Genomic DNA, 25871 nt, shown 5'->3' with positions numbered 1-25871 from the left:
CGGATGCGACAGAGACCGCGGGAGTCGTTCACGATCGAGGTCGATCAACAGATCTGCCAGCCGCCGTCGACGTGCAGCAGTTCGCCGGTGATGTAACTCGCCCCCTCCGTCGCCAGAAACGCAGCCGCGTCGGCGATGTCCTCGGGCTCGCCGGGGCGGCCGAGCGGAATCGGCTTCAGGAAGCCGCCGCTCTCGGCGTCTTCGTACATCTCCTCGGTGAGGCCCTCGACGAACTCCGTCGCTATCTGGCCGGGCGCGACGGCGTTGACGCGGATGCCGTGTTCGGCGAGTTCGAGCGCCGCACCGCGGGTTATCATCCGCACCGCCCCTTTCGTCGAGTCGTACTGCACCTGCCCGTGCTGGGCGAGGTTCGAGGAGATGGAGGCCGTGTTGACGATGCAGCCGGGTTCGCCGCGGTCGAGCATGTCGGTGGCCGCCGCCTGGACGCCGAAGAACACGCCGTCGACGTTGACGCGGTGGACCTGGCGGAACTCCTCGGGCGAGAGGTCGAGCATGTCGCCCTCGACGAAGAGGCCGGCGTTGTTCACCATCACGTCGACGCCGCCGTACTCGCGGGCCGCCTCGACGACGGATTCGACTTCGTCGCGGTCGCTCACGTCCGTCTGGACGTACTCGGCGTCGCTGCCCATCTCGCGTACCAACTCGTGCGTCGGCGTCTCCTCGCCCACGTCCTTCGGTTGTTCGCGCACGTCGGCGACGACAACCGTCGCGCCGGACTCGCCGAACCGCTTCGCCATCGCCCGACCGATGCCGGAGGAACCGCCCGTCACGATGACCGTCTCGCCGTCGAAGTCGAAGCTCGTCGTTGCCATACCCCCCGTTCGTGCGAGGGCGACAAAAAGCTCGGTTCGGCGGACGGCCGGTGGACCGTCGTCGCTCGGGCCGGCGGGTTCAGGCTTCGATGCCGAGTCCGGCGTGTTCGATGGCCTCCTCGGCCGACTGGTCGTCGTGGAGGACGGCGGAGACGGCGCGCGTGATGGCCTCGGGGTCGTCGTGCTGGAAGATGGAGCGGCCCATCGAGACGCCCGCCGCGCCCGCGTCCATCGCGCCGCGGACCATCTCGACGGTCTCCCGGTCGGTGCCTCGGCTTCCACCGGCGATGACGACGGGCAGGCGCGTCGACTCGACGACGTGCTCGAACGTCTCGGCGTTACCGCTGTAGCCGGTCTTGACGACGTGCGCGCCCGCCTCCTCCGCGAGGCGGACCGCGTGGCCGAGCGCTTCCGGGTTACTGCCGTCGATGTCGGGGCCGCGGGCGTACGCCATCGCCAGCACCGGAATTCCGAGGCGTTCGGCGTCGTCGGTGACGCGCGCGAGGTCCTCCAGCTGTTTGGGTTCGTAGTTGCTGCCGACGTTGAGGTGGAGCGAGACGGCGTCGGCGCCGGCGCGAACCGCCTCCTCGACGGTGCCGGTCATCCGCTTATCGTTGCTGTCGGGGCCGATGACGGTGGAGGCGTTGAGGTGGATAATGTAGCCGCGGCCGTTCTTGTGCGGGTGGACGCGCGGGGCGATTCCCTTCTGGGTGAGGACGGCGTCGGCCCCGCCGCGGGTCACCGCCGAGATGGTCGATTCGATGTTCTTGAGGCCTTTTACGGCCCCGAGTGTGATTCCGTGGTCCATCGGGACGACGAGGTATCGCCCCTCTGTGGAGATGCGGTCGAGTCGTGCGTGGACTCCTGTGTTCATGAGTATGTGAATCTGTACCAGTGTACGGTTATGTGCGTTCCGGATGCGGTGGGCGTTGCGCGAACCCGCGAGAAGCACCCTCGCTCAGTTCGCGCGCCTTCGTTTCGAGGCGGCTGGCGACGGTTTCGGCCGAGTCGCCGTTCTCGTGGCCTTCAGCCACGATATCGACGAGCGCGCTGCCGACGATGATGCCGTCCGCGCCGCCGGCGACGATGCGCTCGGCGTGTTCGCCGGTCTTGATGCCGAAGCCGACGGCCTTCGGCACGTCCCACTCGTCGAGTCGCGCGAGACTCTCGTCGGTCTGCGTTGATACGTCGCTGCGCGCCCCGGTGACGCCGAGGCGCGCCTGGACGTAGACGTAACCAGAGACCTGCTCCATGATTCGCTCCAGCCGTTCGCCCTCCGTCGTCGGCGCGACGATGAACACGAGGTCGAGGTCGAACTCGTCGCACGCCTCGCGGAGCGGGCCGGCCTCCTCGGCGGGAAGGTCCGGGACGACGAAGCCGTCGAGTCCGACTTCTGCGGCCTTCTCGACGAACGCGCGCGGTCGGTTCCCGTCGTCGTCGCCGTAGCGGTAGATGAGGTTGTAGTAGGTCATGCAGACCAGCGGCACGTCGACGTCAAGCTCCTCGACGAACTCGAAGAACCGCGTCGGCGTCATGCCGCCCTCGAGCGCCCGGACGACCGCGTTCTGTATCGTCGGTCCCTCCGCGACCGGTTCCGAGAAGGGGAGGCCGAGTTCGACGACGTCCGCGCCGCCGCGTTCGAGCGCCTCGACGTACTCGATGGACGACTCGTAGTCGGGGTCGCCGACGGCGAGGTACGGGATGAACGCGGGTCCGTCGGCGAACGCCTCGGGGATGCGGCTCATCGGAGCCCTCCCGAGAACATCGACATGTCCGGCGCGTTCTCGATACCTCGCTTCTCGGTCTCTTCGATGACCGATTCGAGGTCCTTGTCACCGCGGCCGGAGACGTTTACGAGGACTGTTTCGCCGAGGTTCCCGTGCTCATCCTCCAAGTACGCAAAGGCGTGCGCCGTCTCCAGCGCCGGGATGACGCCCTCCATCCGCGAGAGACGGTGAAACGCTTCCAGCGCCCCGTCGTCGTCGACGTTCACCGGCGTCACGCGCTCTTCGTCGACGAGATAGGCGAGTTCCGGGCCGACGCCGGCGTAATCGAGCCCCGAGGAGACGCTGTGAGACTCCATAATCTGCCCGTCGCGGTCCTGTAGCAGTTTGGTGCGCGCGCCGTGAAGGACGCCCTCGCCGCCCGTCGACAGCGACGCGGAGTTGGGTGCGACGCCTTTCTCTTCGTCGACCGACAGCGACGACCCGCCGGCCTCGACGGCGTACAGGTCGACGCCGTCGTCGTCGACGAACTCCGCGAACGCGCCCATCGTGTTCGAACCTCCGCCCGCGCACGCGAGCACCGAGTCGGGGAGCGTCCCCGCCCGTTCTCGCATCTGTTCGCGGGCCTCCTCCGAGATCACGGACTGGAAGTCGCGGACCATCGCCGGGAAGGGGTGCGGGCCGACGACGGAGCCGATGACGTAGTGGGTGTCTTCGACGTTCGTCGCCCAGTCGCGCATCGTCTCCGAGATGGCCTCTTTGAGGGTTCCGCGGCCGACAGTGACAGGGTTGACCTCCGCGCCGTTTATCTTCATCCGGAAGACGTTCGGTCGCTGGCGGTTGATGTCGCGTTCGCCCATGTACACCTCGCAGTCGAAGTCGAGATGTGCGCAGGCCATCGCCGTCGCGGTTCCGTGCTGACCCGCGCCGGTTTCGGCGATGATGCGGTCTTTGCCCATGTACTTCGCCAGCAAGACCTGTCCGAGCGCGTTGTTGAGTTTGTGCGCGCCGCCGTGGACGAGGTCCTCGCGCTTCATGTACACGTCGCGGCCGTAGCGCTCCGACAACCGCTCGGCGTACTGCGTCGGCGTCGGTCGTCCGCCGAAGTCGCGGAGTCGCTGTCGGAACTCGTCCATGAAGCCGTCCTCGTTGTTCAGGACGTACCGCTCGTAGGCGTCCTCCAGTTCCTCGATGGCGGGCATCAGCGCCTCGGGGACGTACTGGCCGCCGTAGCGGCCGAACTTCCCGTCGCTCGTGCTCATGGTTACTCGTGGGCCTCCGCGTTGACGAACTTCTCGGTCTCCGTTCGCACGTCGCCCGCCATGATGGCCGACCCGACGAGCAGTCCGTCCGCGCCCGCGTCGCGCATCCGTCGGGCGTCCTCGGGCGTCGTCACGCCGCTCTCGGCGACGAGGGTCACGTCCTCGGGGACCGCGGGCGCGACGGACTCGAAAGTCGAGAGGTCGACCTCCAACTTCGCCAGGTCGCGGTTGTTGACGCCGATTATCGAGGCACCTGCCGCGACGGCCTCGCTCAGTTCGTCGCCGTCGTGGACTTCGACGAGCGCCTGGAAGTCGCGGGCTTCGGCCGCGTCCAAGAGTCCGGAGAGGTCGTCGACGAACCGCGCGATGAGAAGCACCACGTCGGATTCGACGAGGTCCAACTGGTCCTCTCGGACGACGAAATCCTTGCGCAGGACGGGCACGTCGACGGCCTCACGAATCCGTCGGAGGTTCTCGGTCGACCCGCCGAAATGTTCGGGTTCGGTGAGCACCGACAGCGCCGCCGCGCCGCCGTCGACCATCTGCTGGGCGAGTTCGACCGGGTCGTCCTCTCGCGTCCCCTCGGTGGTCGGACTCGTCGGTTTCACCTCGGCGATGACGGGAACTCGTCCGTCGCTCTCGGCGGCGGCGAACGCGCGGGGCAACGACCGCGCGTCGACCGAGAGCCGTTCGCTCCCGCCGTCTCTGTCGCGCGCGGCGGCGAGAATCGAGCGCACCGCCGGGGCGACGTCCGCTGTGTCGTTCATCAATGTACACTAATGCACTAATCTGTTCATAAGCGTTGTGACTGTGGAACGGCGAGCGGCCCTTTGAAGACCGGCCCCGACCTCGATACGGGTATGGAAGACGCAGGAATCTACGCGCGCGAGTCGCCGACGCTCGACTCCGTCGTCCAACTCGGCGTCGTCGGCGGTCGCGTCATCAACGTCTCGTTCCCCGACTCGGTCCCCGACGACGCCGAACCCGACCATCCCATCTTGGACCGCATCTTCGACTACCTCGGCGGCGCGGAGGACCACTTCGACGACGCCCCCGTCGCGTTGACCGTACCGACCGACCAGCGGAGCGTGTTGGAAGCGACCCGAAACGTCCCCCACGGCGAGACGATTTCGGTTGAACGACTGGCGCGGTTGGCCGGACTCGACGCCGACGACGAGGAAGACGTTCGACTGGTCGAGACGGCGCTTCGAGAGAATCCGGTTCCGCTCTTGATTCCCGACCACCGGATTCAGGCAGAGGGGGCGACGCCCGAGGGCGTTGCGGCGGCGTTGCGGCGGGTCGAACAGGGGTAATTGTTTGTCCTCAGACCGCCATGGACGATTCGTTCCACAACACCCTGACGTAAGCACCGAGACCGACGAGACCTGATACCAGTACGAGCGTATCGAACCCTCTCGCTGTTGCTGCCGACAGTCCGGCGTACTCCACGAGTGTCGTAACGGCGAACGTGACCAACGCGACGGTCCCAACGACGACGGCCGGGCTACGACGCTCCGCCGTCGACCACAACCCGACTGCGATGAGGATGAACGTTAGTGCAACCGTCGGATCCCAGAGAGCGGACAACGTCGCGGTGGCGGTGAGTCTCCCGAAGAGGCTCAAAACGAACAACGGGAGCACAACCGCGGCCAACGCACGTCTCACGTTGAATAGGAGAGTGCTTTCGGAAGCGGCAGGCATCTGTTAAAGTACCATCTTGTCGCCGCATAATGTTTTCGTCGGGGCACAGTCCAACCGCCGCACTCACTCGCTTCCGCCGAACGACTCCAGTTTGAGGTACGCCCCGACGCCGAGCACGACGGCCAGGAGGGTGACCACGTCGACGACGGCACCCGCGGCGCCGCGTTGGAACAGGCCGACGAACTCCAGCGTCCAGACGAACGCGGCGACGAACAGCGCCCCCGCGCCGACGACGCGCAGCGCCGACCCGTCGCCGCGGCCCTCCCACAGTCGCACGCCCCAGACGAAGAACAGCGTCGCGTAGACGAGCGTCCACAGCGACGAGAGCGCCGCGTTCCGGGTCGCGGTGCCGTACATCGCCGCGACGGCGACGACGACGACGCCGACGGCGAGGAGGACGCGGACGCTTCGCGGGAGCGACTGAAGGGCGGCCATCTGCCCGCGAGTTTCGACTCCGAGACCCTAACTCGTTCGTTCCCGTCCGGTCCACTCCCACCCCAAGCCCTCGTGGACGACGAACTCCAGCGCGTTGACGAGGTAGTGCGCGACCACGACGACGAGCAGGCTCTCGGTGAGGACGAACGCCGCCGCGAGGACGAAGCCGATCGCGCCGGTGACGAGGACACCGACCGGTCCCTGAGCGCCGTGGCCGAGGCCGAAGGCGACCGAAGACAGAAGGGCGAGAAGCCACGGAGAGAGGCCGAACCCCGTGGAGAGCACGCCGATGAGCGCGCCGCGGAACAACAGCTCCTCGAATCCGGCGATGACGGGAAGCACGACCAAGAGAAGAACCGCCCACCCGCCGACGGAGTCGGGCGCTAGCGCCTCGCGGAGCGCTTCACCACCGCCCAAGTCGAACCGCTCGCCGACCATCGCCGCGGCTTCGTTGAGGACGTAGAGACCGACGCCGAACGCGACGCCGAGGCCCAGCGCGGCGAGATCCGTCGTCGCCGCGGTGACGCCGAACGCCGAGGCGGGAATCTCCGCGACCCACGCTCCGGCGAGCAACAGTCCGGCGAACAACCCTTGCGAGAGCGCGACGTTCGCCAACAGCGCCCCCGTCGAGAGGTCGCCGGCCGCACCGAGGCCGATGTCTGTGGAGTCCGCGCCGTCGTCGCCGGCCTGTCGAGCGGGTGCCGGTCCGTACCGCACTCGTCCCGGGAACTCCGCGTCTTCGAGGCGCTCCGGGCGCTCGGCGACGGGGGTAGTATCTCTCTCGCCGTCGACGGCAGCCACGTCGGATGGCGCGTCGCCGGCGGTACTCTCGGCGGCAGTGACGGTGGGACTCTCGGCAGCATCGGTATCGGCATCGGAGGGGCCGGCGAAGACGCCGGAATCAGCGGACGCGGTATCGACGCTCGTCGCTCCGACGACGGGTTCGCGTTCGGTACCGTTCTCGTCGGTATCAGTAGTCTCGTCACCGGCGGCATTGTCGTCGCGGGCGGCGTTACCGTCGCTCACGACTCCTTGCGATGCGCGAGCCAACAAGAGGAGGAGGAAGAGGACGACGCCCGCGAATCCCGCGAACGTCGTCCAGTCGGCCATATCCGGTGCGTTAGGCTACTGCGGGCTGGGGTTCGAGGGGCTCGGGGTGCCCTGCTTCTCGAACGCGGAGCCGGTGATGCTCTTGAGGCGGTCGACGAGCGAATCCTTCTCGGGTTCGCCTTCGAGCGCCACGTCGAGCACTTCGCTGATGTGGCTGACGGGGATGATCTCGATCATCTCCTTGTACTCGTCCTCGATCATCACGTCCTGCTCGTTCGCCTTCGGGATGATGACGCGGTCCATGCCCGCTTTGGCGGCGGCCTCGATCTTGTGGGTGACCCCGCCGACCGGGAGCACGTCGCCGCGGACCGACAGCGAACCGGTCATCGCCAGCGACTGGTCGACGCCGACGTTCTCCAGCGCGCTGATGACGGCGGCCGCGACGGTGATGGAGGCCGAGTCGCCGTCGACGCCGCCCTGTCCGGCCTGCACGAACTGGATGTGGATGTCCTTCTCGGAGATGTTCTCGTCGGAGAACTTCTTGATGATGGCCGAGACGTTGTCGACGGCCTCCTGGGCCATCTCCTTGAGCTGACCGGTGGCGATGACCGTGCCGGGACCCTGCGAAGGGGTCACTTCGGCCATCACGGGGAGGACGATGCCGGAGTCCTCGCCCATGACCGCGAGTCCGTTGACGCGGCCGGTGACGTAGCCCTCGTTGACCGAGAGCTCGTAGTCCTTGCGCCGCTGGATGAAGTCGTCCGCGAGCTGCTGTTCGATGCTGCGCGAGCGACCCTTCGCCTGCAGCACGTGCTCGCGGGTGGTGAACTCGGCGTCCTCGGCGCGGGCCATGTCGCCCGCGACGCGGACCAACCCGCCCAAGTTACGCAGTTCGAGCGTGAGGTGGCCTTTCCGACCCGCGCGGCGACGGGCCTCGAGGATGATCTCCTCGATAGCCGCCTCGTTGAACGAGGGGAGGCGACCGTCCTTGGCGACCTCCTGGGCGACGAAGCGCGCGTACTTGCGGCGCATCTCCGGCGTGTCCTCGATGGTGTCGTCCATGTACACCTCGTAGCCGTACCCCTTGATGCGGGAGCGCAGCGCCGGGTGCATGTTCTCCATCGCGTCGAGGTTCCCCGCCGCGACCATCACGAAGTCCGTCGGCACGGGCTCGGTCTGGACCATCGCGCCCGAGGAGCGCTCGGACTGGCCGGTGATGGAGAACTCGCGCTCCTGAATCGCCGTCATCAGGTGCTGCTGGGAGCGGATGTCGAGCGTGTTGATCTCGTCGATGAACAGCACGCCTTTGTTCGCCTTGTGAATCGCGCCCGCTTCGACGCGGTCGTGACTCGGCGTCTCCATCCCGCCGGACTGGAACGGGTCGTGACGGACGTCGCCGAGCAGCGCACCGGCGTGCGCGCCGGTGGCGTCCTCGAACGGGGCCGTCGACGTGTCGGCGTTGTTCACCAGGAGGTTCGGGATCATCGCGTCGCTACCGCGGGAGCCGTAGCGGAACGCGAGGAAGATGATGCCGGCCGCGAGGATACCCAAGAGGACCTGCTGGGCGATGATGAGCGAGTAACCCACGACCACCGCGATGATGATCCACATGAGGAACGAGCGCATCTGGTTGCGCTTTCTGGCTTCCTCTTTGTGGGCCTCGACGATCTGTTCACCCTTCCCCGCGGGGACGGTCCGAACCTTCGGTTCGTTACCGTCGTCGGGGTTGTGGTACACGAGAACGTCCTGAAGCTCCTCCTTCGGGAGGAGTTCGCTCATCGCCTTCGCCAGCATCGACTTCCCGGTGCCCGGAGAGCCGATCATCATGACGTGGCGACGCTGCTTGGCCGCTTTCAGGATGACGTCGCGAGCGTGCTCCTGTCCGATGACCTGATCGACGAGTCGGTCGGGGACCTCGATGTCTTCGGTCGTCTCGATTTTGAGACCACCGAGGAGGTCGTCCTCGTCGACGTCGTCGGCCACTTCGGCCGACACCTCGACGTCGCTTCCGAGGTCGTCGATGGTCCGCTCGTCGGCCCCGTCGTCGACGGGGTCCGTGACGTCCTCTTCGGACGCCGGCGCGGACTCGTCTGCCCCCTGTTCCGGGAGGCTGTCGTCTTTGTCCATGTCGTTGCTCATAGAACTATGTCGCTACCTGTCCGGAGGGTCGCTCGACTGATATACTTTCTCCCCTGGCATCCGTCGCTGTTCCAACCAGTCCACTCGCTTATAGGCTTCTCGCGCCCGAATTCGGCGATTGGACCGACTCGCCGTGTTTATAAATGCTGCGACGGTACTGTTCGGCCATGCGGGGGTTCTACATCGGTCGGTTCCAGCCGTACCACAACGGCCACCACCACATGGTCGAAGAGATCGCCACCGAAGTCGACGAACTCGTCCTCGGTATCGGGAGCGCGGGCGACTCACACAGTCCGCGTAACCCCTTCACCGCGGGCGAGCGCGTCCTGATGCTGACGAAGTCGCTGTCCGAGTTCGACCTCACGACGTACGTCGTCCCCATCGAGGACCTCGAACGAAACTCCGTCTGGGTGAGCCACGTCCAGAGCATGTCGCCGAGTTTCGACGTCGCGTACTCGAACAACCCGCTCGTCGTCCAGTTGTTCAACGAGGCGGGCGTGGAAGTGCGCCAGTCGCCGATGTTCCGGCGCGAGGTGCTCGAGGGGACCGAACTCCGCGAACGGATGATTCGGGACCGAAACTGGCAGCATCTCGTCCCCTCGTCCGTCGTCGACGTCGTCGAGGAGATAGACGGAATCGAGCGCATCCAGCGCGTCAGCGACTCCGACGCCAACGGCGACGGCAACGCCGACCCCGCGTGAGATGATTACGCTCGCCTCCGACTTCGGCACCCCGTACCCCGCCGCGATGAAGGGCGTCGTCCTCTCGAAGACGGACGCCCGTCTCGTCGACGTCGCCCACGACTTCCCCCGGCAGGACGTCCGAACCGCCGCCTTCTGGCTCCGGGAGGTGCTTCCGTACTTTCCGCCCGCCGTCCACCTCGCCGTCGTCGACCCCGGCGTCGGCACCGACCGCGCCGCCGTCGTCGTCCGCGCGGGCGACCACGCGCTCGTCGGCCCGGACAACGGCCTCCTGCTCCCGGCGGCGCGTCGATTCGCCGAACGACAGGACGAGAGCGACGAAGGCGGGGAACCCACCGAAATCGAACTGTTCGACTACGCCTACGAGAACCCCGACTCCGCGACGTTCCACGGTCGGGACGTGTTCGCGCCCGCCGCCGCCGCGGTCCACGAAGTCGGCGTCGACGCGGTCGAATCGCTCGACGCCGTCTCCCCGACCGGCGAGTTCGTCGACCTCTCGTTTCCCGCCCCCGAGGTCGGCGAACGCGCGGCGACGGGCGAAGTGCTCGTCGTCGACGACTTCGGCAACGCCGTCACGAACCTCCCGGGCGACCTCCTCGACGGCCGCGACGTTGCGACCGTCGACAGCGAGCGGGTCCCGGTCGGCGCGTCGTTCGCCGCCGTCGCCCCCGGCGAACGCCTCCTGACGGTCGGGAGTCACGGCAACGTCGAACTGGCGGTCAACCGCGGCCGCGGCGACGACGCGTTCGGCGTCGGCGTCGGCGACGAGGTCCGACTCGGGTGCGATGGTTGACGCGTTCTCGGTGATGAACGTCGTCGGCCTCGTCGCCTTCGCGGTCGTCGGGTCGCTGAAGGCCGCCGACGCCGACCTCGACCTGTTCGGCGTGGCCGTCCTCGGGGTGCTGACCGCGCTCGGCGGCGGGACGATGCGCGACGTGCTCGTCGGCCGGACGCCCGCGTCGCTCCAGTCGGTCAGCGAGATGAGCGTCGCGGTCGTCGGCGTCGGCCTCGCGGTGTTCCTCTCGTCGCTCGCTTCGCGTCGGTTGCGCGACCACCCGACGATACAGGTGCCCGACGCCATCGGGCTGGCCGCCTTCGCGGCGACCGGTGCGCTCGTCGGGTTCGAGGCGGGCCTGTCACCGTACGGCGTGGTCGTCCTCGCGACGCTGACCGCCGTCGGCGGCGGAAGCCTCGCCGACCTCCTCCTGACGCGCGTCCCGGCCGTCCTCCGCGAGGACTTCTACGCGACGCCCGCGCTGCTCGGCGGCGTCGTGTTCTGGCTGCTCGTCGAGGTGAACGTCTCCACCGACCTCGCCGCGACCGTCTGTGCGGGGTTCGTCCTCACCGTCCGGCTGGTCGCGCTCCGGTACGGCTGGTCGCTCCCGCGGGTGTGAGACCGGGGTCGCACCGCTCACGAGACAGCGTCGCAGTATCGAAAAAATCGCGGGGGTCGCCCTACTCGGCGGCGATGACGTCGTCGATGCGGACGATCATCGTCGCGGCCTCGGTGGCCGACTCGACGGCCTCGCGCTTGACGGCGGCGGGGTCGAGGATGCCGGCTTCGACGGGGTCGCCGATCTCGCCGGCGCGGCCCGCCGAGATGATGCCGGCGCGGCCGTCCCTGTCGTGGGCGGCGCGCAGGTCGACCAGCGCGTCGATGGAGTCCATGCCGGTGTTCTCGGCGAGCGTGCGCGGGAGGCTGTCGACGGCGTCGGCGAAGGCGGTGACCGCGAGCTGCTTGCGCCCTTCGATACCCGCCGACTCCGAGCGGATGTAGTCGGAGATGGCGACCTCGGTCGCGCCCGCGCCGGGGACGACGCCGCCCTTGTCGAGCGCGGCGATGACCACGTCGACGGCGTCGTTCATCGCGCGTTCGAGTTCGTCGACGACGTGTTCGGTGCCGCCGCGGAGGAACAGCGTGACGGCCTTCGCCGCCTCGCCGCCCTCGATGAACGTGAGTTCGTCGTCGCCGAACTTCTTCACCCGTACACTGTCGACGTGGCCGAAGTCGGACTCGTCGAGGTCCGAGAGCGAGCCGAGACGCTTCGCGCCGGTCGTCCGAGCGAGCGCGCGGGCGTCGGACTTCTTCACGCTCTTGAACGCGAGGATGCCCGCGTCGGCGAGGTAGCCGGCGACGCGGTCGTCGATGGACTTCGTGCAGAACACGACGTCGACGCCGGCGTCGGCGAGCGTCTTCGCGTAGCCGCGGAGTTCGGTGTCCTCGGCTTCGATGGCGGCGTTGAGTTGGTCGACGTTCGTGATGTTGTACTCGGTGTCGGCCTCGGCCTTCCGGACGTCAAGTTTCATGTCGAGGACGACGGCGGTGGCGTCCTCGACCGTGCGCGGCATGTTGTCGCTGACGGGTTCCTTGTCGATGACGACGCCCTCGACGAGTTCGGTCGCGCTGGAGCTCGCGCCGGTCCGGGTGTGGACGTGGATGTCGTCGCGGTCGATTCGGTCGCCGTCTGCCACCTGTCGGACCGCCTTGACGACCTGCTTCGCCAGCACGTCGGCGGTGACGTCGCCGGTTCCCTTCCCGGTCATCGAGGACTCGGCGACCTGTTCGAGGATGTCGTCTTCGAGGTCGATGTCGAGCACCTGCGAGTCGATAGCCTCCTGGGCGAGACGGGCGGCCTCGTGGTAGCCCTCGACGATGACCGTCGGGTGAAGGTCGGCTTCGAGGAGGTCCTCGGCCTGCGCGAGGAGTTCGCCGGTCAGGACGGCGGCCGTCGTGGTCCCGTCGCCGACCTCGTCCTCCTGCGTCTGCGACACTTCGACGATCATCTGCGCGGCGGGGTGTTCGATGTCCATCTCGTTGAGGATGGTCGCCCCGTCGTTGGTGATGACGACCTCTCCGGAGGAGTCGACGAGCATCTTGTCCATCCCGCGGGGCCCGAGCGTCGTTCGGACGGCGTTGGCGACGGCCTTCCCCGCTCGAATGTTCGAGTCCTGGGCGGCCTGTCCGCGCGTTCGCTCGCTGCCCTCTGCCAGGATAAACATCGGTTGCTGCATGCGTGATGCCATGGTAAGTGAACCTCAGCGGTCCATGGTTTGCAGTTCTATATATAGATTTCGCAGAATCGGTCGGAAATCGAGGGCAGAGGCGCGACTCTGTCAGATACTGTCTCGCAGAAAGTCACCCGGGTCGGGTGTCAGTTCGGGTTCTCGACGCAGACGGTGCCGTCCCCTTCGACGAGGACCGACCGACCGGCGTACGAGAACGCGAACGACCAGGGTGTCTCGCCGTCGAACAGTTCCTCCAGCGCGTCCGGGTCGAGGCCGCTCTCGTACAGCGGCGGGAGTTCGCTCATGTCGGTTCCTTTCGCCGCCGCGACCGCATCTACGACGGCGACGGTCACCCACTCGTCGCTCGTCGGGTCGTAGGAGAAGTACTGTACTCTGGCCCCGTCACGTAAGACGGGTTTGCTCGTCGGTCTGGTGTCTGTCGTTTCGTGAGACATTATGTCGTCGTCGTTCACACTCGATTCTCGCTGCGTTGGTCGTACTCGGTTCGGGGTGCCTCCGCCGCCCACCACACGTGCCGCGGGTTCTCACGTGTCTTACAGTGCGTTACGGCACCGACAACCATAGTACTTCGCCGTCGGTCGCTCGCAACGCTCATAACGTCGTGGAGAAACCGGACGCACGATGCTGGAACTGGAACACGGGTTTCGCGTCGTCGACGTTCACGCGCGTCTCGACCCCGACGCCGAAGACGTCGCAACCCGCGGACGGGACCTCTCGCCGGAACGCCTCGAACGCGAGATGCACCAGGCGGGCGTCGTCCACGCCGTCGTCGCCCCCGGCCGTCACCGACGCGACGAGAGCTATCTCCGGGCGAACAACGCCGTCGCCCGGCTCAGCGTCGACCGCCCGTTCTCGGCGTTCGCCCGACTCAACGGTCCGCGCGACCCGTCGCCGACGACCGGTGCGAGACTCCGGAACCTCGCGGCCTCCCGCGGAGACCACCAGACCTCGCCGGGCGACGTCGAACGGTACGCGTACGACGACCGGTTTCACGGCTTCGTCCTCGACCCCTCGGCCGACGGCCTCCCCGACGAGGACGTCCTCGACGTGCTCGACGACGTCGGCCTCCCCGTCGTCGTCCACGGCTCCGCCGGATTCCCGCCGTCGACGGCCGCCGAGACGGTTCTCCGGCGCTCGTTTCCGGTCGTTCTGACGAGCTTCGGCGGCTTTCCGCTCGACTTCGGACGGATGGAGGCGGCGCTCGAACTACTGGACCACCACGACGAACTGTACCTCGACACCAGCGCCGTGAGATACCGCTCGTTGCTCGAACGCGGTCTGCTCGAACACCCCGACCGGATTCTGTTCGGCAGCGGCGCGCCGACGGTCCACCCGAACGTCGCCGTCATGGAGCTGCTGACGCTCGACGTCTCGGAGGACGCGATGGTCCGGGCGTTCTCGAAAAACCCCTCGCGGGTGGTTCCGTCGCTCGCGCCCGGCGGGCGGTGAGAGCTCTCGGCGAACGACCCTCTCGGTGAACGACCGACTGTGGGCGCTCAGTCGTCGTCTGGCGTCCCGTCGCCGGTCGCGTCGCCGGTCGCGTCGCCCGCGGCGCTGCCGACGGCGCTCTCGCGGAAGTCGGCCTCGATTTCTTCGAGCGAGCGACCCTTCGTCTCGGGCACGAGGAAGTAACAGAACGCGAGGCCGACGAGACTCAACGCCGCGTAGAGCCAGAACGTCCCGCTCTGTCCCATCAGTTCGACGATCTGCAGGAACGTGAGCGCGACCGCGAGGTTCGCCGCCCAGTTGACGACCGTCGCCACGCCCGCCGCGGAGCCGCGAACCGCCAGCGGGTAGATCTCCGAGATGAGCAGCCAGAACACCGGCCCGAGGCCGATGGCGAAGAACGCCACGTACAGCATCAGGCTGGCAGTGGCCACCCACCCGAGAACGCCGGAGAGTCCCGGGAGGTAGAACACCGCGCCCAGTACGACGAGCGTCGCCGTCATGCCGCCGAGACCGACCAAGAGGAGCGGGCGGCGGCCCACTCTGTCGATGACCGAAATCGCGACGACGGTCATCACGACGTTGACGACGCCGATACCGACGGTGGCCAGAATCGACGCCGAGTCGCCGAACCCCGTCGACGAGAGGATGGTCGGCGCGTAGTAGATGACCGTGTTGATACCCGTGACCTGTTGGAACACGGCGAGACCGACGCCGACGATGAGCATCGGGCGGACCCACGGTTCGAGCAGTTCGCGGAGGTCACCGGACTCGACGGCCACCGTCTCTTTGATATCCGACATCTCCTCGTCGACCGTCGTCCGGTCGCGCGTCCTCGACAGCACCTCTCGGGCGTCGTCGTCTCTCCCTTGCTCGATGAGCCAGCGGGGGCTCTCGGGCATGAACAGCATTCCGACTCCGAGCACCACGGCCGGAATCATGCCCGCGCCGAGCATGATTCGCCACGCGCCCGAGTCGGCGAACGCGTAGTTGACGAAGTACGAAACGAGGATACCGCTCGTCACCGCCAACTGGTTCAGCGAGACGAGCGACCCGCGAATCTTCGGCGGGGATATCTCGGAGATGTACAGCGGGCCGACCATCGAGGCGAACCCGATGGCGAGACCGTCGATGATGCGTCCGATGACGAGTATCTCGACTGTCGGTGCGACGGCCATCAGCAGCGACCCGACGAAGAAGACGGCTGCGCCGACGAGGATGAGTCGACGGCGGCCGATGCGGTCCGCGAGCCGTCCGCCGACGGCGGCACCGACGACGGCACCGACCAGTGCGCCGCTCACGACCAGTCCTTCGACCCACGCCGTCCCGAGTTCGACACCGAAGAGCGATGTCATCTGGAACGAGCGCTCGATGTAGAGGAACGCCCCGGAGATGACGCCCGTGTCGAATCCGAACAGGAGCCCGTTCAACGCCGCCAGCGCTGCGGTCACGTAGACGAATCGGTCGTAGTCGCCGAAACCCGACCCGCCGCTGGTTTGAGTGCTCATACTATCTGTCAGTGTTCCTCATTACAAACACAGCATTACAAACGTGTTGGCTCGTTCTTTTGTGAAAATAATGAATATATGGTGTACAAACGTGAATTATTATGCGTTGAAATATTCACTTCGTTGAGTGCGGAAAATCGAGAAGTACGGGTCGGTACGAGGCCAGTCGACAGCGACGGGCTCACGGAACTGCGGGCGAGACGGTACCGCTCGTACGCTGCGCTCACGACGAGATTCGGCTCACTCCGTTCGCCTCATCGCCAATCGTACCGGGCGACAGCCCGGTCGGCGCGCTTCGAGACGCCGTGAGGATTGCGGGTGGCCGACCGGTCGCGGGCGCGGGCGACGAGTCCGTCGGAGGTACCCATCGAGATACCGACGACGACGTCTCGACCGTTGCCGACCCACCTTGTCGGGGTCGCCTCGCCGCTTCCCACGTCGCGGGCGGCGGCGTACGCGTCGCCGCCCGCGTGCGAGAGGGTCCGTCGAACGGTGGTCGGGCGGAGACCGTAGTTCTTCACCAGTCGGTACGCCAGCGCGCGGTACTTCCAGTGGTAATCCCGGCGGTCGGTGCCGCCGTCGGCCTCGGCTTCGTGCTCGCGGCGGACGCACGCTTCCGGTTGCCAGGAGACGGTGCCGTCGAACCCGGCCAAGCGGTGGGCGGCGTCTCTCGCTCCCCCGGTCTCGAGGTACTCGTCGAAACCGTCCAGTTTCGACAGCGTCTCGGTACGGAAGGCGACGTTACCGCCGTTGAAGTAGGTCACCTCGCGGTCGTTGATTCGGCGGTGTTCCGGCGTCTCGGTCGTCACTCCGGCGCGGACCGTTCGATGGGTGGGGCCGGTGACCGCCTCCGCCTCGGCCAGCCCATCGAGAACGGCGTCGCACCACGTCTCTTCGACGAGCAGGTCGTGACCGACGAACGCGACGGCGTCGCCGGAGGCGACTTCGATGCCCGCGTTGCGGGCGACGTTCAGCGTCCGCGCCGACACCTCGACGAGGACGTCCACGTCGTCGCGGTCGCGGACCATTCCGGTCGTCCCGTCGGCGGAGGGGCCGTTGACGACGATGACCTCCGCGTCGGGTGCGGCCGCTGCCAACGAGTCGAGGCTGGCGGCGAGCAGGTCCCGATTGTTGAGCGTCGGGACGACGACCGAGAGCTCCATATCCCCCCAGTGTGCGACGAACTACTTAAATTTCGCCACCGTCCGGTTGCGACATATGTCAGTCACTGCCACGCCGGGCGTCGGAGGAAGGCACAGATGAAAGTGCGGAAGAAAGTACGGAAGAAAGTGCGAGAGACGCCGACGCGAGCGGGCCGCTCGGAAGTCGAGGCCGTCTCTGGGCGTCGCTCTCCGGTATCGCATCGGTCGAAAACTGTCTCCGGTGCGCTTCGGGTCGCTTACGTGTTGAGGAAGTACACCTGCTTGCGGGCGTCCTTGAAACTGTACCGCGAACCGACGAGGTCCGACTCTTCGAGACGGTTCAGCGCGTAGCGGACGGTCCGGTCCGGAAGCAGCGACTCCTCGGCGAGTTGGCCCTGCGAGAGCGGCGCGTCGCCCTCGAGAACTTTCGCGACGAGTTTCGCGCTCGGGGGGAGTTCGCGGAGGCGGTTGCGGAACTCGGACTCCGAGAGACGGTCGTGCTGGTTGGTCTCCGCGGTAGTGGTGCTCATACCCACTCGTGCTCCCGGTCGGTGGTAAAGTTTGGCTACATATGCGGCATACGAATCCAGATAGTATTATTTCCTAATATCAATATCAATGACACCCCATTGAGAAGCGTTTTGACGGCACACACCGATGACTCCACTGTGATTCCAACGTCGCACGTCGACATTCTGGAGAAGAAGTCGTTCGCTCACATCGCCACTACCCTCCCGGACGGTACCCCGCAGGTGACCCCGGTCTGGGTCGACCACGACGACCGGGAGGCCGTCCTGATAAACACCGCCCGAGGACGGCGCAAGGAGAAGAACATCAGGAAGAATCCGGACGTCGGCGTCTCGATACTCGACCCCGACGACCCCTACCGTTACGTCTCGGTTCGCGGAAGGGCGACGCTGACCGAGGAAGGGGCCGTCGACCACATCGACGAACTCGCCGAGAAGTACATGGGCGTCGACGAGTACCCCCACCACGGCGACGAGTCCGGACCGCGCGTCATCGTCCGCATTCCGGCCGACCACGTCGTCACCAGCGGGTGAGGGCTCGGTCGACCTACCGGCGGTCCGGGTCGTCGCCGTGTCGCCGGTAGCGACCCATGAAGCACTGACAGTCCGGGCAGTGGACCATCGTCAGTCCCGGTAGTTCGTGGCGAACCAACTCCTCCGGCGGGTGTTCGGCGTTACAGTGTCGACAGGTGGCCATACCACTATTATGACGTGTGTTACCATAAGCCACCGGTCGAGTGTCACCGGGTATCCAGTACGGTTTTGGTGTTTCGGCGTACAGTCGGAGGTAGTGTGAAAGGACAGGAGTGGTACCAGGCCGACGACGTAGCCCGCGAGTACGACTCGAAGCGATTCTCGAAGGGCGGGAGACTCATCGACCGCCGCGAGAAGCAGGCAGTGCTCTCGGCACTCGGACCGGTCGAAGGGAAGAACGTGCTCGAAATCGCGTGCGGGACCGGCCGGTTCACGGTGATGCTCGCCGAACGCGGCGCGAACGTCGTCGGACTCGACATCTCGGCGGCGATGATGGCGCAGGGTCGACAGAAAGCGCGCAGCGCCGGCGTCGGAGACCGTATCGAGTTCATCCGCGGCGACGCCGCGCGACTGCCGTTTCCGGACGACCACTTCGACGCCGTGATGGCGATGCGGTTTTTCCACCTCGCGGACACGCCCGCGAAGTTCCTCGCGGAGATGCGTCGGGTCTCGAAGGAGCAGGTGTTCTTCGACACGTTCAACAGTTTCAGCAGTCGGGTCGTCTACAACTGGCTCTTACCGATGGGGTCGCACCTCTACTCGCGCGAGGACGTCGAACAACTGCTCTCGGGTGCGGGTCTCCGCCTGGCCGACGAGTCCCACGACTTCATCCTCCCGTACGGCCTCTACCGGAAGATTCCCAACGGAATCGCCGGAGAGCTCCGCGAGTTGGACGAGACGATACGCGACAACGAGTTCGGGGAGAAGCTCTCGTCGGTGTCGTACTGGAACGCGGAAGTCGTGTAGAGAACCGCCCTCGAACGTCAGAACTCGTCTTCGATGACTTCGCCGACGGCGAAGTTCGACTTCACTTCGGTGATCTCTATCTTCACCCGCTCGCCGACGTCCGCGTCGGGGACGATGATGACGTAGCCGCGCTCGACGCGGGCGATGCCGTCGCCCTGTTTGCCGATGTCCTCGATCTCGACGTAGCGCAGTTCGCCGACTTCGACCGGCGGTTGAGGCTCGTCGGCGTCGGCCGTCGTCGACGTCGTCGAGGCCGTCGACGTCTCGGCCGCGGCGTCGGGTTTGGTCTCGCGGGAGATGAGCGCGACGCGGTACGTCTCGCCCGCTTCGATAGAACCGGTTTCGACCTCCCGACGCGGGATTTCGACGGTGTAGGAGTCGCCGTCGCTGCGGACTTCCGCACTGAACAGACACAGGAGTTTATCTGAGATTTCCAAGGGAGAGACCTCCACTGTGATGGGTCGGCGGCCGTCGTTAAAGATGTACCGCCGCCAACACTGTTTCGGCCGTTGACACGCGAGGGGCCGTGTGCGGCCGGTTCAGCGCGGGGACCGTCCAGCGTGCGGCGCGCGCACTGTCCCGTTCAGCGCGGGGTGCCGTCCGGTCGCTTCGCGCCTTCGGAGTCGTAGACGACCACTTCGCCCGGCGCTCGCTCCACCGGCGCGTAGTTGTCGCGGACGCCTATCGCTTCTTCGAGTTCCCGAACGGCACGAGTTTTGAGCGCCGCCGCGAGCTCCTCGGCGTGCTCTCGGGAGATGTCGCGGCCCAGTCCCTCGCACTCGTGGGCGCGGACCATCCCCTCGCCGTCGACGGCCTCGCCCATCGGTTGGGTGGTTCCGCCGAGCGCGACACTGAACGGGTAGGTCCGACAGATGAGCGGCCGGTTCTCGTGGACCGAACACGCGCCCGTGCCGCTCTCGTCCTCCTCGTAGAACGTGCAGTCGCCGCAGGCGTCGGTCTGCAGCGCCCACTCGAACGTCTCGCCTTCCGCCTCTCCGTCGTCTGCCTCGGTCAGTCCGTACGGCATCGGCCGGGCGATGTCGCGCCACTCCCGCGGGGGGTCCGAACGGGAGCCCGAAGCGACGTCGTCGCTTCGGTGCTCGTACTCGGCCGGAGTTTCCCCGTCCAGTTGCCGAACCTCGTCGGGGAACACCGTCGCCGTGTGCGGTTCCTTGTCGCCGTCGTCGGTGTACCCCTTACAGCAGGCCCCGCAGCGGGTACACTCGAAGCCGATGGACTCGATAGCGTCGGCTAACTCGTCGGTGTCGAGCTCCTTCGCCCGCTCCAGTTCGGTTTCGAGCGACTCCATCTACTCGGTTCCGTCTCCGGGGCCGACGGTGAAAACGCCGTCGTCCTCGGCCCGGACCTCTTCGTCCGCGCTCACTCCGCGAGCGACGACTCGACCGAGTCGACCACCGCGTCGAGTTCTGGCGTCTCGACGTACTCGTGGGTCATCGACAGCGGCGAGACGCTCACCGATTCGTCAATGACCGCTCGGCGGTCGCTCCCCTCGGGGTAGCGCTCGCGGTGGCCGTCGATGCCCGGCATCGGATTGCCGAAACCGACGACGTGCGGCCACGTCTGGTCGACCAGTCGGACCTCTCGGTCTGTCGTCTCCCCCTCGGCCGCATCGACCGCGTCGCCCAGTTCACCGCCGTCGGCGGCGGCCGGTTCCGCCTCCTCCACCGACTGCGCGTAGTCGGCCAACACGTGTGTGAGCCGAAGCGGCGGCGAATCGACGTCGACGGGGGCGTTGACGTTCAACAGGTCCGCGTCCTCGAACACCTCGGTCTCCCAGACGCGTTCGAGCAGGTTTCGGGCGACGACGGCGGGGCGGGTGAACTCGTACGCCTCGCCGGGGTGACAGTGGAAATCCTCGGAGTGGTACGCCGAGACGGCGATGGCCGGGACGCCGAGGAAGGAGGCTTCGATGCCCGCGCCGACGGTTCCCGAGCGGCCGACGACGTAGTTGCCGAGGTTCGGACTGTCGTTGATTCCGGAGACGACCAGGTCGAACTCGGCGTCGAGACCGCCGCCGAGGCCGAACGCCACGCAGTCGGCCGGCGTCCCCGCGAGTCGGTAGCCCCACTCGTGGTCGCGGAGGGTCACCGCGCCGTTTCGCGTGCGGCCCATCCCGCTCTGGTTCTCGTCGGGGGCGATGACCGTCACGTCGGCGACGGCGTCGAGTTCGCGGTACAGCGCCTCGATGCCGGGGGCGTCGATTCCGTCGTCGTTCGTCAGAAGCACTCGCGGCGTCTGCATTCGTTCGGGTCGATGACGTTCTGGTACGAATGTCTATCGGTGGGAGGGGGAGGCGTCTCGATGGTAGATGTCCGAGTACGGAGGCGGCAGTTTACAGCGGTCGGACGCGCTCGCCGTCCCGCGATACGTCCCCTTCGCGGGCCAACTTCTCGACGTGCGCGACGACGGTCGCCCGCGCCAAATCCTCAACGCCCGTCAGGTCCTTCTCGTAAGCGGCATCGAGCACGTCGTCGACGCTCGTCGCCCCCTCACGAACCGCTTCGAGCACCTTCGCCTCCCGGTCGAGTCGGTGACGAATCAGTCGTTCGAGCGTCGTTTTCGGTTCTCGGATTACCGGCCCGTGTCCCGGCAGCAGTCGCGCCGGACGCTTCGCGAGCAGCCGACGGAGGGCGGTCAGGTACGCGCGAACGTCGCCTTCGGGTGCCCCGACGACGACGCTTCCCGGTTCGACGGCCAAATCGCCGCAGAGAATTCTGTCGCCGACGCCGAACGCGACGTGGTCGACGGCGTGGCCGGGCGTGTCGAACACGCCGACCGGCCCCGCATCGGTGTCGATTTCGGTCCCTTCGACGAACGTCCGGTCCGGTTCGACGCCGGTCGCTCGCTCGAATCGCTTCTCGCGCCAGCGACGCGCCCACACCGTCGCGCCCGTCTCGGCGGCGTAGTCGGCGACGGCGGCGACGTGGTCCGGATGCGTGTGGGTGACGGCGACGTGTTCGACGGTCGCCTCGGCGACGAGCGCGTCGAGTTCGTCGGTCCGCGCGGCGGGGTCGACCAAGAGCGCCGAATCGCGGCCGACGAGGTAGGCGTTCGTCGCGCCCGTCGGCGCGCGGGTGGCGACCGGGACGGAGAGTCGGCGAACTCTCTCCCGCATCAGTCGGCGCTGCTCGCGTCCCCGCCGCCGTCGCCGGCGACGCTGACGAACTTCGCGAGGACGTCGTCCACCTCGTCGGCGGAGTCGTACGGCCGGTTGACGATGATGTCGCCCGCCTTCGACTTGCCGAGACCCGGAATCGCCGTCAGTTCGTCCATCGACGCGCCGTTGACGTCGAGCGGGTGCGGCACGCCCGTCACCGAGCGGTAGCCGTAGTCGACGACGGCGGTGTCGATGGTTCGTCCAAGTTCACGTTCGCCGGGGATGCCGACCAAGAGGGGATACGTCCCGAGCTGGCGGCCGAACGTCGTGCCGTCCTGGTGGTATTCGAGGTGGACGTTTTCGAGGACCGTCCCGGGCGGCGCGACGCGTTTGAGCATCGGCCGGTCTATCTCCTCTCTGACCTCCTGCTTGTACTGCTTGAACAGTTTCTTGTGGTCCTTGGCGATCTGCGACCCCGTCGACGACATCTCGGTGCCGTCGAACGCCATCACCTGCCGGATGTTGATGCGACGGACCATCAGCCCCTCGTCGTACACCCGCTGGAGGAAGCGCTTGTTGTGCGCGAACGTCTCCTCGCGTTCGCCCATCAGCCCGTGGAGGAGGTTGATGCCGGGGAGGAGCTTCGGCAGGCGACTCGCGGCGTCGTCGCCGTAGGTGGGGGCAGCGGGGTCGCTCGCGGTTCCACCGCTCGCATTCGAGACGCGCGACGTCTCGCGCTCCCCGGGTCGCCACCCGCCCTCCTCGTTGACGATTTTGATAGCCTCGAAACACTCGTCGGCGCTGACGTTGAGGTTGTTCTCCTCCTGCACCACGGGGTCGGCCGATTCGAGGCCGAACGCCGCAGTATCGCCGGGCGTGTTGTGCTCGGCGATGATGCGGATGCACTCTCTGGACTCCTCGGGCCACCGCGCGATGGTGATGGGGTTCATGTTGTCGAGGTGGAGCGTCCCCAAGTCGGGGGCCACCTCGCGGATGCCGCCGTACAGTCGCCGGAGCGCGTCAGGGTTCGGCGCCTCGCCGTCGCCGCCGAACGCCAGAATGTCGGCCTGCCGGCCGAGTCGGAAGTGTCGGGCGCCGCGGTCGTAGAGGTTTCCGACCTCTTTGACGACGGAGTCGGCGGTTCGGAACGCCGGGTTGCCGTACAGAGGTTCGGTGCAGAACGAACAGCGGTACGCACAGCCCCGGGACGTCTCCATCTCGCAGATGAGATAGTCGGGGTGGTTGGGGTGCTGTTCGACGACGAACGCCCCTTTCGCGGCCCAGCGGTCGAGCTCTTCGTTGTCGCGCATCCGGTTGCCGAACCCCTCCAATCCGCTGTCGACGAGGTCGTATGCGGCCGCCTCGACGTCGCCCTTGGCGACGAAGTCGTAGTCGAGGTCCTTGCGCTCCATCTCCTGGCCGCCGGCGTTCTCCTCGCCGACGCCGAAGCGGATGGGGCCGCCCATCAGCGTGGTGCCGTCGGCGGTCCACGCGAGTTCCTTCACCTCGTCGGGTTCGGCTGGCGTCCCGCCGACGTAGCTGCCGGGGACGGTCATCCCCCCGATGTAGACGAACAGGTCCGCGTCGGCGACGTCGGCCCACTTCTGTCTGTCCTCGCGGAGTTCGTCGATGGTGTGGTACGTTATCTGCTCCTCGGGCACCCCGGCGTCGACCATCGCACCGGCGGTAAAGCGCGGGTACGTCGAGATGTACGGCGGCACGCCGAAGTGCGCCGGTTCGTCGACGTACCCGTCGACGAGCGTCACTTCGAGGTCGGCGGGGTCGGTCATGGGCCGGGGTTGTCGGTCGACGGGTAAAACGGTGCGGTTCTCGCCCGTTCGGACGTGAGACGTTCCTCCGCCTCTCGCCCGTTCAGACGTAGACGTACCCCTCGACCGACGGGAGCTCGTCGGTCATCCGGAGGTTCGCGGGGTCGACGGTGTTTCGGAACGTCGCGAACGCGGCGACGACCGCCTCGAGCGCGGTGTCGCCGCCGTCGAGAACCTGCTCGCGGGCCGAGGGGGTGAACTCGACCGAGCGGTCGGTGAGGCTGTCGAGGACGAGCGCCGGCGTCGGACCGCTACCGGCGGGACGCCCGTCGCGCTTCTGACACCGCAGCGTGTCGAGCGTCCCCGCCGGGTACGTCTCCAGCACCAGCGGCCGGTCCTCGCTCGGGAGCTGCATCGGGACGACCCGCGCGGTGTCCGTCAGTACGAGCGGACGGAGGACATCGCGGATGCCGTAGAACGTCTCCGCGCAGAGCCGTTTGTCGTAAGCGGCGACGGCGCTCAGCGGTTCCTCCGTCGCGCGGAGAACGTCCGTCTCCGCGCCGTCGGTGACGAGACGGGCGTGCATTCGGCAGCGCTTGGTCATATCCTCGGGACCGGAGAACCAGTCGGGGAGTCGGTCGACGAACCGACGCCACCGCCGCTCGGGGACCACCGCCTTCGGGAGGCCGAACGGGAAGTCGAGCCCGACCGCGTTTCGGCTCCCGAGGTCGGCCAGAAACGAGGCGAGAGCGGCGACGGCGTCGGTCCGGTGCGGGGAGACGCCGAATCGCTCCGCTACCGGGGCGCAGTCGACGATGCGTAACGTCTCCTCCGTCGCGTCGGCTTCGACCAACCAACTCCGCTCGCCGGCCTCCTCGGCGTGGGCGTCGAAGATAACGCTGTAGACGTGCTCGGGAGGGAGATACCCGTCATTCATGTAGTGTATAGCTGACTGACTCGTTCTCGCTCGGCACTCTTATAACCGGCGCCCATATCACGCCGACGAGGGCTTGTTCGCACCCAGCGCGTTTATCTGGATGGGACTGCTATCTGTCACCATGCCCGCGACGCTCGAAGTAGCCTGCACCAGTTCCGACTGTGAGATGGATATGTTCGAACTGCACTACACGTACGACATGCCCGACGACGTCGGCGTCGGGGATTTCGTCTGTCCGTACTGCCAGCAGACCGACTGCCTCGAAGCTATCGAACTATGAACGACCTACGAGAACTCGGCGAGTCGGTGGCCAACGCGGTAGTCGAGCGCGTCGGTCGCGGCTTCGGCCACGTCCAGGAGCGGAAACCGCTCTCGTACGACCTCCTGGAGAGCGACGACAGCTATCTCGTCGTCTTCGACGCGGCCGGCGCGAACAAGAGCGACGTGCAGGTCCGCTTCGTCGACACCGAAGTCCAGGTCCGAATCGACCGGTTCCGCGACTTCCACGACGGCTTCGAGATGCGCTTCCCCGGCCGGGGACTCTCGCTCGACGGGAAGGCGAAACTCCCCGACGACGCCTCCGTCGACGCGGAGGCGGCGACGGCGACGGTGACGAAACACGGCACGCTTCGGGTCTACATCCCCAAAACCGGGGGTGGCAAAAACGTCACCGTCGAGGAGGAGAGCGAGACCGAAGCGGACGCCACGGGAGTCGACGCCGACGCCGCCGGCGGCGAGACGAGCGTCGTCGAGGAGCAACCGACCGAGGAGGAAGCCCAGGAAGCGGCGAACGCTGACTCGGCCGAGGAAGCGGCGAGCGCGGACTCGGCCGAGGAAGACGGTTCGAGCGGCGAGCACAGCGCGAGCGGCGAAGACGACACGGCGGAGGAGGACACCGACGCCTCCGCCGCCGGAACGGACGCGACGGCCTCAACCGACTCGATAACCGACGAGGAGGCGGCCGCCAACGACCCCGACGCGCGGTTCGAGCCCGCCGAGGCGGCGGGGCAACCCACAGACGAGTCCATGGACGAAGTCGACGACGAGTTCGT

General features: G+C 67.0%; 29 protein-coding genes and 1 pseudogene. 9 read left to right on the top strand and 21 right to left on the bottom strand.

Going from position 1 to position 25871, the window contains the following annotated elements; translation table 11 throughout:
* Positions 1-44: 44 nt before the first annotated feature.
* From DV709_RS05085 to trpC, 5 genes are all read right to left on the bottom strand, one after another.
* Positions 45-833: an SDR family NAD(P)-dependent oxidoreductase gene (locus DV709_RS05085; RefSeq protein ID WP_117592287.1), complete on the bottom strand. Its 789-nt coding sequence runs from the start codon at positions 831-833 to the stop codon at positions 45-47.
* A 79-nt stretch (positions 834-912) separates the two neighbouring features.
* The gene (locus DV709_RS05080) at positions 913-1707 is read right to left on the bottom strand and encodes a 2-amino-3,7-dideoxy-D-threo-hept-6-ulosonate synthase (RefSeq protein WP_117592285.1); all 795 of its coding nucleotides are present in this window, start codon (positions 1705-1707) and stop codon (positions 913-915) included.
* A 28-nt stretch (positions 1708-1735) separates the two neighbouring features.
* On the bottom strand, positions 1736-2578 hold the full coding sequence (trpA, locus tag DV709_RS05075; protein ID WP_117592284.1) for a tryptophan synthase subunit alpha: 843 nt from the start codon (positions 2576-2578) through the stop codon (positions 1736-1738).
* Positions 2575-3819 (bottom strand): tryptophan synthase subunit beta, encoded by a 1245-nt coding sequence (gene trpB, locus DV709_RS05070; protein ID WP_117592282.1) that lies wholly within the window; start codon positions 3817-3819, stop codon positions 2575-2577. The genes trpA and trpB overlap by 4 nt, the downstream gene beginning before the upstream one ends.
* Positions 3820-3821: 2 nt before the next feature.
* Positions 3822-4586, bottom strand: coding sequence for an indole-3-glycerol phosphate synthase (gene trpC, locus DV709_RS05065; RefSeq protein ID WP_117592280.1), 765 nt, complete (start codon positions 4584-4586; stop codon positions 3822-3824).
* A 93-nt stretch (positions 4587-4679) separates the two neighbouring features.
* Between trpC and DV709_RS05060 the strand changes: the two genes are divergently transcribed.
* Complete coding sequence (locus tag DV709_RS05060) at positions 4680-5132, top strand: MGMT family protein (protein WP_117592279.1); 453 nt, start codon at positions 4680-4682, stop codon at positions 5130-5132.
* A gap of 10 nt (positions 5133-5142) precedes the next feature.
* Here DV709_RS05060 and DV709_RS05055 read toward each other — a convergent pair whose 3' ends face one another.
* From DV709_RS05055 to lonB, 4 genes are all read right to left on the bottom strand, one after another.
* Complete coding sequence (locus DV709_RS05055) at positions 5143-5520, bottom strand: hypothetical protein (RefSeq protein ID WP_117592277.1); 378 nt, start codon at positions 5518-5520, stop codon at positions 5143-5145.
* Positions 5521-5583: 63 nt separating this feature from the next.
* Positions 5584-5955 carry a hypothetical protein gene (locus DV709_RS05050; RefSeq protein ID WP_117592275.1) on the bottom strand — a complete coding sequence of 124 codons (372 nt, stop codon included), beginning with the start codon at positions 5953-5955 and terminating at the stop codon, positions 5584-5586.
* A gap of 27 nt (positions 5956-5982) precedes the next feature.
* Positions 5983-7065 carry a CPBP family glutamic-type intramembrane protease gene (locus DV709_RS05045; protein ID WP_117592273.1) on the bottom strand — a complete coding sequence of 361 codons (1083 nt, stop codon included), beginning with the start codon at positions 7063-7065 and terminating at the stop codon, positions 5983-5985.
* A 15-nt stretch (positions 7066-7080) separates the two neighbouring features.
* Entirely contained in the window at positions 7081-9144 is a 2064-nt protein-coding gene (gene lonB / locus DV709_RS05040) for an ATP-dependent protease LonB (RefSeq protein ID WP_117592272.1), read from the bottom strand.
* Positions 9145-9311: 167 nt separating this feature from the next.
* On the opposite strand from lonB, the gene DV709_RS05035 reads away from it, so the two are divergent.
* Genes DV709_RS05035 through DV709_RS05025 form a run of 3 tightly spaced genes read left to right on the top strand, consistent with a single transcriptional unit; the run spans position 9312 to position 11239 of the window.
* Positions 9312-9845 (top strand): nicotinamide-nucleotide adenylyltransferase, encoded by a 534-nt coding sequence (locus DV709_RS05035; protein WP_117592270.1) that lies wholly within the window; start codon positions 9312-9314, stop codon positions 9843-9845.
* A gap of 1 nt (position 9846) precedes the next feature.
* On the top strand, positions 9847-10638 hold the full coding sequence (locus DV709_RS05030; RefSeq protein ID WP_117592268.1) for an SAM hydrolase/SAM-dependent halogenase family protein: 792 nt from the start codon (positions 9847-9849) through the stop codon (positions 10636-10638).
* Positions 10631-11239, top strand: a complete 609-nt coding sequence (locus DV709_RS05025) for a trimeric intracellular cation channel family protein (protein ID WP_117592266.1) — start codon at positions 10631-10633, stop codon at positions 11237-11239. The genes DV709_RS05030 and DV709_RS05025 overlap by 8 nt, the downstream gene beginning before the upstream one ends.
* A 61-nt stretch (positions 11240-11300) precedes the next feature.
* Here the strand turns inward: DV709_RS05025 and thsA are convergent, their stop codons facing one another.
* Positions 11301-12857 carry a thermosome subunit alpha gene (gene thsA / locus DV709_RS05020; RefSeq protein ID WP_117592265.1) on the bottom strand — a complete coding sequence of 519 codons (1557 nt, stop codon included), beginning with the start codon at positions 12855-12857 and terminating at the stop codon, positions 11301-11303.
* Positions 12858-12997: 140 nt separating this feature from the next.
* Positions 12998-13324, bottom strand: coding sequence for a HalOD1 output domain-containing protein (locus DV709_RS05015; protein ID WP_198665650.1), 327 nt, complete (start codon positions 13322-13324; stop codon positions 12998-13000).
* A gap of 169 nt (positions 13325-13493) precedes the next feature.
* Here DV709_RS05015 and DV709_RS05010 point away from each other — a divergent pair, with 169 nt between their 5' ends.
* On the top strand, positions 13494-14321 hold the full coding sequence (locus tag DV709_RS05010; RefSeq protein WP_117592263.1) for an amidohydrolase family protein: 828 nt from the start codon (positions 13494-13496) through the stop codon (positions 14319-14321).
* Between the two features lie 47 nt (positions 14322-14368).
* On the opposite strand, the gene DV709_RS05005 is transcribed toward DV709_RS05010, so the two are convergent.
* From DV709_RS05005 to DV709_RS04995, 3 genes are all read right to left on the bottom strand, one after another.
* The gene (locus tag DV709_RS05005; protein WP_117592261.1) at positions 14369-15826 is read right to left on the bottom strand and encodes a sugar porter family MFS transporter; all 1458 of its coding nucleotides are present in this window, start codon (positions 15824-15826) and stop codon (positions 14369-14371) included.
* Positions 15827-16080: 254 nt separating this feature from the next.
* Positions 16081-16989 carry a glycosyltransferase family 2 protein gene (locus DV709_RS05000; protein WP_117592260.1) on the bottom strand — a complete coding sequence of 303 codons (909 nt, stop codon included), beginning with the start codon at positions 16987-16989 and terminating at the stop codon, positions 16081-16083.
* A gap of 236 nt (positions 16990-17225) precedes the next feature.
* Positions 17226-17498 carry a MarR family transcriptional regulator gene (locus DV709_RS04995; protein WP_117592258.1) on the bottom strand — a complete coding sequence of 91 codons (273 nt, stop codon included), beginning with the start codon at positions 17496-17498 and terminating at the stop codon, positions 17226-17228.
* 138 nt (positions 17499-17636) lie between these two features.
* On the opposite strand from DV709_RS04995, the gene DV709_RS04990 reads away from it, so the two are divergent.
* Positions 17637-18029 carry a PPOX class F420-dependent oxidoreductase gene (locus DV709_RS04990; RefSeq protein WP_117592256.1) on the top strand — a complete coding sequence of 131 codons (393 nt, stop codon included), beginning with the start codon at positions 17637-17639 and terminating at the stop codon, positions 18027-18029.
* Positions 18030-18042: 13 nt separating this feature from the next.
* On the opposite strand, the gene DV709_RS17990 is transcribed toward DV709_RS04990, so the two are convergent.
* Positions 18043-18192 carry a hypothetical protein gene (locus DV709_RS17990; RefSeq protein ID WP_168191237.1) on the bottom strand — a complete coding sequence of 50 codons (150 nt, stop codon included), beginning with the start codon at positions 18190-18192 and terminating at the stop codon, positions 18043-18045.
* 95 nt (positions 18193-18287) lie between these two features.
* Between DV709_RS17990 and DV709_RS04985 the strand changes: the two genes are divergently transcribed.
* A complete protein-coding gene (locus DV709_RS04985; protein WP_117592254.1) occupies positions 18288-18995 on the top strand; it encodes a class I SAM-dependent methyltransferase in 708 nt (235 codons plus the stop codon).
* Between the two features lie 17 nt (positions 18996-19012).
* On the opposite strand, the gene DV709_RS04980 is transcribed toward DV709_RS04985, so the two are convergent.
* From DV709_RS04980 to DV709_RS04955, 6 genes are all read right to left on the bottom strand, one after another.
* Complete coding sequence (locus DV709_RS04980; RefSeq protein WP_117594115.1) at positions 19013-19432, bottom strand: TRAM domain-containing protein; 420 nt, start codon at positions 19430-19432, stop codon at positions 19013-19015.
* 146 nt (positions 19433-19578) lie between these two features.
* Positions 19579-20304, bottom strand: a complete 726-nt coding sequence (locus DV709_RS04975; protein ID WP_117592253.1) for a YkgJ family cysteine cluster protein — start codon at positions 20302-20304, stop codon at positions 19579-19581.
* Positions 20305-20375: 71 nt separating this feature from the next.
* A complete protein-coding gene (gene surE, locus DV709_RS04970) occupies positions 20376-21257 on the bottom strand; it encodes a 5'/3'-nucleotidase SurE (RefSeq protein ID WP_117592251.1) in 882 nt (293 codons plus the stop codon).
* A gap of 91 nt (positions 21258-21348) precedes the next feature.
* Positions 21349-22131: an MBL fold metallo-hydrolase gene (locus DV709_RS04965; RefSeq protein ID WP_117592249.1), complete on the bottom strand. Its 783-nt coding sequence runs from the start codon at positions 22129-22131 to the stop codon at positions 21349-21351.
* Entirely contained in the window at positions 22131-23903 is a 1773-nt protein-coding gene (locus DV709_RS04960) for a radical SAM protein (RefSeq protein ID WP_117592247.1), read from the bottom strand. The genes DV709_RS04965 and DV709_RS04960 overlap by 1 nt, the downstream gene beginning before the upstream one ends.
* Positions 23904-23985: 82 nt before the next feature.
* Complete coding sequence (locus tag DV709_RS04955) at positions 23986-24819, bottom strand: hypothetical protein (protein WP_117592245.1); 834 nt, start codon at positions 24817-24819, stop codon at positions 23986-23988.
* Positions 24820-24940: 121 nt separating this feature from the next.
* Between DV709_RS04955 and DV709_RS17985 the strand changes: the two genes are divergently transcribed.
* Together DV709_RS17985 and DV709_RS18355 are read left to right on the top strand one after the other, a co-directional pair.
* Positions 24941-25099 (top strand): DUF7559 family protein, encoded by a 159-nt coding sequence (locus tag DV709_RS17985; protein WP_168191238.1) that lies wholly within the window; start codon positions 24941-24943, stop codon positions 25097-25099.
* Positions 25096-25524: pseudogene (locus tag DV709_RS18355) on the top strand (Hsp20/alpha crystallin family protein); the annotation flags it as partial. The gene DV709_RS17985 and the pseudogene DV709_RS18355, both read left to right, overlap by 4 nt.
* Positions 25525-25871 lie beyond the last annotated feature (347 nt).

Origin of the sequence: Haloprofundus halophilus (assembly GCF_003439925.1) — an archaeon.
Classification (GTDB): Archaea; Halobacteriota; Halobacteria; order Halobacteriales; family Haloferacaceae; genus Haloprofundus; species Haloprofundus halophilus.
Note: the sequence above shows the minus strand (reverse complement) of the source record. Positions and strands in the feature narration are given on the sequence as shown.